Genomic DNA, 10,390 nt, shown 5'->3' with positions numbered 1-10,390 from the left:
GTGCATCGCGTCTTCTTCGTTGGCTGCTTTTAGCACGACAACAAACTCTTCACCACCATAGCGGTAGACTAGGTCATCGTCCCTAATCAGGCCTGAAGTCATCAGTCGAGCGACAAGAATAATGACTTCATCTCCATACAAATGGCCGAAATTATCATTAATAGTTTTAAAATGATCGATGTCAATGACGCCTAACCAATATTTAACAGCAAAACTGCGTCGTCGAGAATCTGAGGGAGAACTTATCTGCTCTTCAAACTGAGCCCCCTGACGAACAAGTATTTTTGTGATTTCATTATCAAGGGTTTCACGATTATATAAACCCGTTAGTTTATCTTTCTGCGTTTTTTCAATTAATGCCAGGTAGTTAGAGTAGACACGAAGTATTCCATAAATAAGTCTTTGGTCACCATTAGATGGTACCTGCTCAGTCGAAATTAATAGCACAGCAAAAATAGCACCATGTGCATCAAAGGCAGGATAGACCACGCTCCACCGGCCATTTTCTGTTGAAGTTAATTCAACGTCCCCGACATCAATGGCTCTAAAAATAGCTTCACTAATAGCCTTGTTTTCTGTGACTAATTTAGGGTTTTCATCACTTGATTCGATTACGCCATTCACACAGTAAGCGAGCAAACTGAGTTCGTGATTATCACTCTGTTCCAGTACCCGGAACAGCCTGATATCTTTTGCAGGGAAGAGTTCATTTATGGTTTTTAGAAGACTTTTTTCAAGGACATGTCGATCATGATAGCTCGTAATCTCTGCGAGATTATCAATAATCTTAACACTGCTATGATTCATTCCCACATGCCTTATACGCCGATGAACTGAATAAAAAAGGATTTATTACCCTCAAATCACATGTTCTTTCTTATTGGTAACCTTTCTCTCAATCAAACAGAATATACTTTATTCAGTATTTTTTTCAATCACCAGACATCCGCTGAGAAAAGCTTTAAGACTAATGCACCAAATACTTGAATAATGTCTCTGCTAGGTCTCTCGGCTGAAATTTCGAAACATAATCATCAGCACCAGCACCAACGCCCATTGCTTTATTAGCTTTGGCTGTCAATGAAGAATGCATAATGACCGGTAAATTTACCATTCTTGGATCGGATTTTATTTTCTGTGTCAGTACATAACCATCCATTTCCGGCATTTCGACATCAGTCAACACCATTTGGATTTCAGTTGTAATATCACGACCCTCCTGCTCACATTGAGCAGCGATTTTGTTTAGCATTTTCCAGGCTTCGGCGCCGTTTACAGCTCCTATATGCCCAACACCCATCACATCAAGTGTTTTGGTAATTTGCTTACGAGCGATATTTGAATCATCAGCAAAGAGAAGGCGATAGTGCCCTCTTTTATCGACTTGTTTGATACCATCAAACACAGTTTCATCATAAAAGTCACCAGCATCTGCCAGCACTTTTTCAACATCCATAATCATGACTAGGCGCTTGTCACTCAATTCTGCTACGGCAGTAACTAAGCCACCCATTCGTTGTGAGATGAGTTGTGGTGGCTCTTTGACTTGCTCCCAATTCAACCGTTGTATGGTATCTACCGAGCTGACCAAGAATCCTTGAACATGGGTGTTATATTCAGTAATCATCAGGATTCGTGGTTTATCTTTAGATCTGAGTTTGCAAAACTTTTGGAGATTAATGATGGGAACCATATCACCACGAAGACTGACAAAGCCTTCAACGCCATCAGGCATTTCTGGGGCAGTCGTTATTTCAGGAATATTCAGTACTTCCCTAACTTTAAAAACGTTGATACCAAACAGTTCGTTTCTTCCTGTTTCATCACTCGTTCCTAAGCTAAACAACAAAACCTCCAGATGATTAGTACCAGCTAGTTTGGTTCGCTCGTCGATGGAATCAATAAATGTGGCCATATGAATTCTCGCAAAACTCAAATAAATGAACGTGAATATGTCTAGAAATAATAGCGGACATTAGCACGAAAGCTTGAGCAGAGTTAGCCACAATATCTCAAAAATTATTCAGCACTAACATAAGCATTAATCAAATCATATGGTTAGACGTTATGTGGAGTTCATTTAATCTTTCACAAGACCGATATTTCATTCGCATTACTATCATTGCACTGGATAGCATTCGTATCTGAACAGAATTGAGTAGCAGGAAAATTCGATGATTGTTAGAGTAGCACTATGAAGTCGTCAAAATATTGTTGAATGATGACTTTAGAAATAGAATACAATAAAAAATCGAGATTTATACAGCATATGAATATGCTGTTGGAATGGTGCCCAGGGGGAGACTCGAACTCCCACGTACATAAGTACACTAGCACCTGAAGCTAGCGCGTCTACCAATTCCGCCACCTGGGCAACAGACGCGCAAAGATACAGAGTGAAACAAAAACTGTCAATGACCAATAATAGCGAAAACGATCCCTTTTTCGATAGAGAAGCAGAAAAATACGACAACCCCATCCCTAGTCGTGAATTTATCTTAGATATTCTCAAACAAAACAACACCCCCTTATCGCGCAAAAACATCGCCAAACTGATTGATGTTAAAGGTGAAGATGCTAATGAAGCGCTTCGCCGTCGGTTACGAGCGATGGAACGTGACGGCCAGCTACTTCGCAACAGGAAAGGCGCTTATGGCGTAGTTTCCAAAATGAATCTTGTCAGTGGTCGCGTGATGGGGCATCCAGAAGGCTATGGCTTTCTTATCCCTGATGAGGGAGGTGATGACCTCTTTCTGAGTGAGCGCGAAATGCGTGTAGTTTTGCATGGTGACCGTGCATTGGCACGTATAACCGGCACTGACAGAAAAGGTCGAAAAGAAGGTGCCATAGTTGAAGTTGTTAAGCGTAACAACGAGCGCATCGTAGGCCGTCTGGTTCAAGATGCCGGCATTTTTTATCTCATTCCCAACAATCGAAGAATCAGCCAGGACATCTTGATTCCACCGAGCGATCTGAGTCATGCACAAGTCAATCAGATTGTTGAAGCGGAGATAACGGAACAGCCTAATAAACATCGATCTCCTTTGGGCAGAATCGTCAACGTATTGGGTGATCATATGGCGCCAGGCATGGAAATTGACATTGCTTTGCGTGCTTTCGAACTTCCTTACAAATGGTCACCACAAGCTGAAGAACAAGCCAATAATCTGGGAGACAGTATTCCCGAGGAAGCGATCAACGGCAGACTCGACCTTCGTGATATGCCGCTTGTCACCATCGATGGTGCAGATGCCAGAGACTTTGATGATGCTGTATACGCTGAGAAGCTGGAATCCGGCAACTGGCGTTTATGGGTGGCCATTGCTGATGTATCACACTACGTACTGCCCAACAGTCCGCTGGATCAGGATGCACAGGAAAGAGGCACATCCGTTTATTTCCCTAGCCAAGTGATTCCGATGCTGCCAGAAGCGTTGTCCAATGGGTTATGTTCATTAAACCCAGAAGTCGATAGATTGTGCATGGCCTGCGAAATGGAAATCGATCAAACGGGTAAAACAGTTTCTTATGACTTCCATGAAGCCGTAATGCACTCAAAAGCGCGGTTAACATATGACAAAGTGGCGGCCATGCTAGTGGATAACGACACAGCTTTACGTGAGCAATATCAACACGTGTTACCAGCCATAGAGACGATGTATGACCTTTATAACGTCATGCTTGAGGCTCGTCACGAGCGCGGTGCAATCGATTTTGAAATGACGGAAACGCAATTTCTTTTTGATGAAAATAGAAAAATTAAATCAATAGAACCTCGTGAACGTAATGACGCTCACCGTCTCATTGAAGAATTTATGATTGCCGCCAATGTCAGTGCTGCATTGTTTTTGTTGGAAAGTGAATTACCGGTTTTATATCGTATTCACGAAACACCCTCAGAAGAAAAACTCTCTGGTCTACGCGACTTTTTGGGTGAACTCGGTTTATTTTTAGGTGGTGGTGAAGAACCTGAGCCACGTCACTATGCCTCATTACTGGCAACGGCGAGTAAACGGCCTGACGGTCACCTCCTGCAAACTGTGATGTTACGCAGTATGAAACAAGCAGTTTACAGTCCTGACAATATTGGGCACTTTGGTTTAGCGCTTGAAGCCTATGCACATTTCACCTCACCGATTCGTCGTTACCCTGACTTATTGGTGCATAGAGCCATTCGTCACGTACTTAGCCAGAAAAAAGACAAAAAATGGCGTTACTCCTATGAGGATATGGCGCAATTAGGCGAACATTGCTCCATGACCAGTCGTCGAGCCGATGAAGCCACAAGAGATGTCAGTGACTGGCTGAAATGTGAATACATGCGAGATCGTGTTGGTGAAGTTCATGATGGCGTGATTAGTGGTGTTACAGGATTTGGGCTGTTTGTTGAGCTAAGCGATATCTATATAGAAGGCTTAGTGCATGTTACCTCTTTGAAAAATGATTATTATCAATTTGATCCGACAGGGCATCGCCTCACGGGGGAGCGTACGCGCAAAGTATACCGCTTAGGCGATACACTAAAAGTCAAAGTGGTTCGTGTCGATCTCGATGAGAAAAAAATTGATCTGGAATTAGTCGAGACGAAATAATATAAATGGCTGTTATAAGAAACAATAACAGCCATTTATTTCTGAATGAGATGAACGTTGCGTAAGGCTATTTTTCATCTAATCAGAGATTTTCCTTGACCAGAAAAATAATCACAGTAGAATTATCGTCTTTCTTGAGGTCGACATCCTAAGTCATCCACACCTCATACAAGAATAATGGTGAGTGTAGCTCAGTTGGTAGAGTCCCGGATTGTGATTCCGGTTGTCGTGGGTTCGAGCCCCATCACTCACCCCACCTTCCTTAAGATTATTTCCATCGCATCATAAATTAAAGACATCGTTGATCCAGTCTAAAAAGACTCGATTTACTGTATTGTCATTTTTAATTGTTGAGTTTCATCATTCTGAAACAATAACTTGCATAAAAACTCAAAATTAATCTCGATTTTGGCTTGCAAGGTCAAAAATGCCTCCGTATAATGCGCTTCTTCATTGCCGGTGTAGCTCAGTTGGTAGAGCAGCTGATTTGTAATCAGCGGGTCGTAGGTTCAAGTCCTATCTCCGGCTCCAGAACAAGAAAAAAGCCTCGTTATTTTAACGAGGCTTTTTTTGGCCTTAGCATTAATCAACCCCTCTGTTCCAATCTCAATTTGACCTCTACAAGCAACATTAATCTCGCCCTATTTCAATAGGGTCAACTTAATCTCAAAGTTTTTCTAAATTAACTATTTCAAGTTCCGCTAAATAATTATGCTATATAGAAATAGCGAACTTTAGCTATCAACCCAAACCGACTTGAATAGGTTCTTAATGTTCAACCTAGATAATTTTTTTATAACATCAGCACCCAAACAGACACTCATTGTCGGTTCATATGATTTCTTTCTTGTCGTTCTATCAATCATTTTAGCTACAACAGCGGCTTTTGTGGCGTTACATTTTGCTTCAATGGCAAAATTAATCCAAAACAATCGCCACCGCCATATTGCTATTATTGCTGGCGCCATCATTTTTGCTGGTGGTGTCTGGAGTATGCATTTCGTGGGCATGTTAGCTTACGAGATGTCTGAACAAACGACCTACAATATCCCTCTCACACTTATCTCTATCCTTCCTAGTTTGCTTGCTTCCTATATCACTTTGAGAATGCTTGTAAATCCTTCAATGACTCTATGGCAACTGATTATGAGTAGCTTCTCCGTAGGTGCCGGTATAGGGATGATGCATTACGTTGGTATGGAAGCCATGGAGATGGACGCGGAGCTTCGTTATGTGCCTAGTTGGTTCGCTGCTTCTATTATTGTTGCTGTTGTACTGGCTTTCATCGCACTGTCAGCTCGCCATTATCTATCAATAGTCTGGAAACAACACTCTGTCCACCTCATCAATATCATCAGCGCTGTTGTGATGGGACTGGCCATTTCAGGCATGCATTACACTGGTATGGCTGGGGCAAGATATCTCATGAGCGACAACACTCTGATGACGCATCGCATCACAGAAGATCACGTTCAGTTATCTTATATTATTACTTCTATCACATTATTATTGATTGCCTTGGCCATCACTATTGCTTCTCAGCTCAGATATCGCCAGTTACTGACTGAAAAAACCATCAGTGAACTACGTTTAAAAACGACCCTCGAAACAGCCGTTGACGGCATCATCACCATCGATCAAAACGGAATCATCCAAGACTTTAACTCATCAGCATCGACTATCTTTGGCTGGAAAAACACAGAGGTTATTGGCAAAACTTTCTTAGTTCTGGTGCCTGATGAAGCCAAAAATGAATACCAAGAATATTTATTTAACTTTCTTAAAACAGGACAAACCCAACTGACCGGTCAAGCCAGAGAAGTCTTTGCTAAACATAAAGACGGTCACTCATTTCCAATACGACTTGGTGTAGGTCGTGTTGAAGTAGAAGACATCGGTTCATTATTTGTAGGTTTTGCTACCGATATTTCTCAACGTTGGGAAATTGAAGAAAAGTTGCGTAAGAGTGAGGAGCAATATAGTTCATTAATTAGAAATATTCCTGGCGCCAGTTTTCGTTGTTTGCTGGATGAACACTGGTCGGTCATTTTTGTCAGCGATGCCATTTTTGATATGATAGGCTGGGCTGCTGAAGACTTTTATAAGCAGCGAATTCATCTCTCAGAACTGATTCATCACGATGATGTGGATTTAACCAATGATGCTGTTCAATCAGCACTTGAAAGTAAAACCAGTTACTCAGTTGAGTTTCGCTGGAAACACAGAGATGGCCACTATATCTGGGTATTTGAAAAAGGCTCTATTATTTACGAGAACGACCAACCCGTTTGGATAGATGGTTTGATTCTGGATATTACACACCGCATAGAGATGGAAGACGATCTTCGTCAGGCAAAAGAAAGAGCTGAACTTTCAGCAGAGAGTAAAGCCAGATTCATGGCGAATATGAGTCATGAAATAAGAACACCGATGAATGCCATCATCGGTTTTTCAGATCTGCTTCTTGATGCCAAAGATATCAGTGGCAACAATAAAAAACATCTGCAAACCATTAGCCAATCAGCCCGATCATTGCTTCACCTGTTAAATGATATTCTCGACAGTGCCAAACTAGAAAAGAATAAACTCGAACTCGAAGAGTCCACGTTCGATTTAACCAGGCTGATTGATTCAGTCATATCTACATTATGGCTTCAAGCAAAAAATAAAAACCTATACCTTAACTGCAGTATACCTGACGACATTCATACCTCGTATTTAGGAGATGAAAACAGAATTAGGCAAGTGTTATATAACATTATTGGTAATGCCGTGAAGTTTACTGAAAATGGTGGTGTCACCGTTTCGGTACACCCTCTTAATGAGTCCACTCTTCGTTTTACCGTTGAGGACACCGGTATTGGGATGGATGAAACGACGCTCAATACCATTTTTGAACCCTTCTCCCAGGCTGATGCTTCAATGAGCCGGCGCTTTGGTGGTACTGGACTAGGCACAACAATTTCCAAACAGCTAGTGGATTTGATGGGAGGAGAATTAAGCGCCAGTAGTGAGACAGGTGTAGGCAGTACATTTTTCTTTGATCTGCCACTAAGAAAAACCGATGACATCATTAACGCGACTGTAGCGAACCAAGCCTTGTCGATTCCAGCCAAAAAAGTGTTAATTGCTGATGATATTTCTCAAAACTTAACCTTACTCTCGCTTTTACTTGAACGACAAAATCATACTGTTATTACTTCGGTAAATGGCGAAGATGCGTTCCATAAATTCACCATAGAAAAACCTGACATTGTTTTGATGGATTTACAAATGCCAGTGATGGATGGGTTTGCTGCTACCAAGACAATTCGTGAGTATGAGTCAGCCCATCAACTTCAAACGACACCTATCGTCGCTTTAACAGCGAGTGTCTTATCTGAAGACCGACTGCAAGCGACTAATGCCGGCATGAATGGCTTTTCCCACAAACCTATTGATATAGAGCTGCTCACAGCTGAAATGGCATGGGTTCTCGGTATTGAGCCACACTTCATTACAACAGCTCCAGAAGTGCTTGGTATTGATGAACATACATTCACGCAGATCAATATTGATAAAGCATTAACGTTATGGGGTAGCTACCCTGTTTATTTAGCTGAATTGGCCCGTTTTATAAAAGCGTATAGCGATATCAGTAAACAGCTATCTGAATTGAATGAAACATCGAATTACAGTGAACTGAAAAAGCTGGCACATAAGCTCAAAGGTGTGTCAGGCAACCTGGGCCTTTTGAAAATCCATCAATCAACTTCTTTGATAGAAAATAAGTCAAATAATGAACATAAAGTCGAAGTAGCGATAGAGATTGCTAAGCTCGACAATGCCTTTTCCACGTTATCAAAAGAGGAAAAATGGATAAAAGCCTCATTGGCTGATTCAAACAGTGAGGCAACTGTAACATCACAAGTCCTGCTAGCTAACGACCGTATATTGACTATCGTCGATGAACTTATCGAGCTTAGCGAGCATGGAGAACTTAACGAAGAGAGAGTAGACGAGCTAGTCAATGGGGTTGAAGCTAACTTACATCGACTTGCTTTAGATGTTAAACAGTCTGTACTCGACTTTGACTTTTTGGTCGCCCAACAACACTTAAACGCTATCAAGCAACATATAACGAACACCACATTATGACTACGATAAAGAAATACCAGCCTAGAATCCTTATTGTCGATGACGAGCCAACCAACTTGAGAGTGCTTCGTCAGATTCTGCAGAACGATTATGCGCTTTCGTTCGCCCGCTCAGGAAAAGATGCTCTGGCATTGATTGATAAGGAAATGCCGGATCTGATCTTACTCGATATCATGATGCCAGAAATGACAGGCTTAGAAGTTTGCCAGCAATTAAAAGCCAGATCAGACACCTCACACATACCGATTATATTTGTGACAGCCTTACAAGATCCAGATGATGAAGCACGAGGTTTTGACATTGGTGCAGTAGATTACATCATCAAACCCATCGTGCCCTCCACTGTCCTTGCCAGAGTAAAAACACATATCTCTCTTGTCAAAGCAGATGAGCTTCGTGCCACCCATATCGACTTGATTGAACGTTTGGGTAGAGCTGCAGAATACAAAGATAACGAAACGGGCTTACATGTTCAGCGGATGAGTCGCTATGCAAAAATTATTGCTCTGGGTTATGGCTTTGACGAGAGTACCGCAAACGAACTCATGATGGCGGCTCCCATGCATGACATTGGAAAAATTGGTATTGCTGACAAAATCTTATTAAAACCAGATAAGTTAACGTCAGAAGAGTTTTCAGAAATGAAAACACATACTTTAATCGGGGCCGAGATCTTAGCCAACTCAACATCAAGATTGATTCAATTAGCCCATACTGTTGCCCTGACCCATCATGAAAAATGGGATGGTACGGGTTATCCAAATGGGTTAAAAGGTGATGAGATTCCGCTTGCAGGTCGAATCGTTGCCATAGCTGATATTTTTGATGCATTAACCAGCGCCAGACCATATAAAGAAGCCTGGCCAGTTGAGGAAGCCATAGAGTTCATTAATGCACAGAGTGGTAAACACATTGATCCCGCTTTGCCCCCCATCTTAATTGAGCACCTGCCAGACATTCTGAAAGTGAAACAAGCATTCTCTGATTAGTTATGGTGCAGCGTCATACATCATGAACTGATCTCTTCCTGCTTTTTTTGCAGAGTAGAGCATCACATCAGCTTGTTGCAAAGCCTTATCAAAATTTATTGTGGCTAATTCAGCTGAACTCACCGCTCGAATGCCGGCACTGGCAGAGACCGAAATGGTGTCATCACGTAGTGCAATTCTTATTTCACGCAAATGCTGTAACAGTTTCTCGGTGAACTTAGCTGCATGAGCAGCCTGTGCGCCTGATAAGACAAACAAAAACTCTTCACCACCCCATCGAACCAGAATATCGGAAGCACGAATACTGTCAGCCATGACCTCTGCTGTTCGTCTCAACACAATATCGCCCACATGATGGCCATGTTGGTCATTAATCTGTTTGAAGTAGTCGAGGTCAAGCATAATGATGCTATAGGGGGTCGATAACCGCTGCATCAGAGCCACTAATCGACGCGCACCTTGTTCACCTTCTGTGCGATTGGTCAGCCCTGTGACACCATCAAGAGAAGTGACATCATCCAGCGGAATGTGCAGCTCCATAGCTCCCCCCTTCTCTAGAGGTAGCGCCATCACTTTGAATTTCTGAGGACCGCTGTTGGTTTGGTGAATATGTAGATGACTAATTGTTGTTCTGAGGGTCTGTGCATCGAGCTTAGGACAGGCCTCCCCATT

6 protein-coding genes and 3 tRNA genes are annotated in these 10,390 nt (G+C 42.1%); 5 read left to right on the top strand and 4 right to left on the bottom strand.

Features of this window, described 5'->3' with window-relative positions; all coding sequences use genetic code 11:
* From B4K20_RS05980 to B4K20_RS05970, 3 genes are all read right to left on the bottom strand, one after another.
* Positions 1–807: GGDEF domain-containing protein (locus B4K20_RS05980; protein ID WP_289282241.1), on the bottom strand; the 807-nt coding region annotated here is incomplete at its 3' end.
* A 160-nt stretch (positions 808–967) separates the two neighbouring features.
* Complete coding sequence (locus B4K20_RS05975) at positions 968–1,915, bottom strand: chemotaxis protein (RefSeq protein WP_289282240.1); 948 nt, start codon at positions 1,913–1,915, stop codon at positions 968–970.
* A gap of 372 nt (positions 1,916–2,287) precedes the next feature.
* Positions 2,288–2,374: transfer RNA gene (locus B4K20_RS05970), tRNA-Leu, on the bottom strand.
* 40 nt (positions 2,375–2,414) lie between these two features.
* Here B4K20_RS05970 and rnr point away from each other — a divergent pair.
* The 5 genes from rnr (at position 2,415) to B4K20_RS05945 (ending at position 9,718) form a co-directional block, all read left to right on the top strand.
* Positions 2,415–4,592, top strand: coding sequence for a ribonuclease R (gene rnr / locus B4K20_RS05965; protein WP_289283851.1), 2,178 nt, complete (start codon positions 2,415–2,417; stop codon positions 4,590–4,592).
* 180 nt (positions 4,593–4,772) lie between these two features.
* A tRNA-His gene (locus B4K20_RS05960) sits at positions 4,773–4,848 on the top strand.
* Between the two features lie 199 nt (positions 4,849–5,047).
* Positions 5,048–5,123 (top strand) — tRNA-Thr (locus B4K20_RS05955).
* 240 nt (positions 5,124–5,363) lie between these two features.
* The gene (locus tag B4K20_RS05950) at positions 5,364–8,729 is read left to right on the top strand and encodes a PAS domain S-box protein (protein WP_289282238.1); all 3,366 of its coding nucleotides are present in this window, start codon (positions 5,364–5,366) and stop codon (positions 8,727–8,729) included.
* On the top strand, positions 8,726–9,718 hold the full coding sequence (locus B4K20_RS05945) for a response regulator (protein ID WP_289282237.1): 993 nt from the start codon (positions 8,726–8,728) through the stop codon (positions 9,716–9,718). The genes B4K20_RS05950 and B4K20_RS05945 overlap by 4 nt, the downstream gene beginning before the upstream one ends.
* Here the strand turns inward: B4K20_RS05945 and B4K20_RS05940 are convergent.
* Positions 9,719–10,390 (bottom strand): GGDEF domain-containing protein (locus tag B4K20_RS05940; protein WP_289282236.1); only part of this gene is annotated, 672 nt, incomplete at its 5' end. It lies immediately after the preceding gene.

This window comes from Methylophaga sp. UBA5088, assembly GCF_002414625.1.
In the GTDB taxonomy this organism is placed as follows: domain Bacteria; phylum Pseudomonadota; class Gammaproteobacteria; order Nitrosococcales; family Methylophagaceae; genus Methylophaga; species Methylophaga marina.
Note: the sequence above shows the minus strand (reverse complement) of the source record. Positions and strands in the feature narration are given on the sequence as shown.

Coding starts and splice junctions, on each gene's coding strand:
- B4K20_RS05975 (WP_289282240.1), bottom strand. CDS start 1,915: ATGGCCACATTTATTGATTCCATCGACGAGCGAACCAAACTAGCTGGT.
- rnr (WP_289283851.1), top strand. CDS start 2,415: ATGACCAATAATAGCGAAAACGATCCCTTTTTCGATAGAGAAGCAGAA.
- B4K20_RS05945 (WP_289282237.1), top strand. CDS start 8,726: ATGACTACGATAAAGAAATACCAGCCTAGAATCCTTATTGTCGATGAC.
- B4K20_RS05950 (WP_289282238.1), top strand. CDS start 5,364: ATGTTCAACCTAGATAATTTTTTTATAACATCAGCACCCAAACAGACA.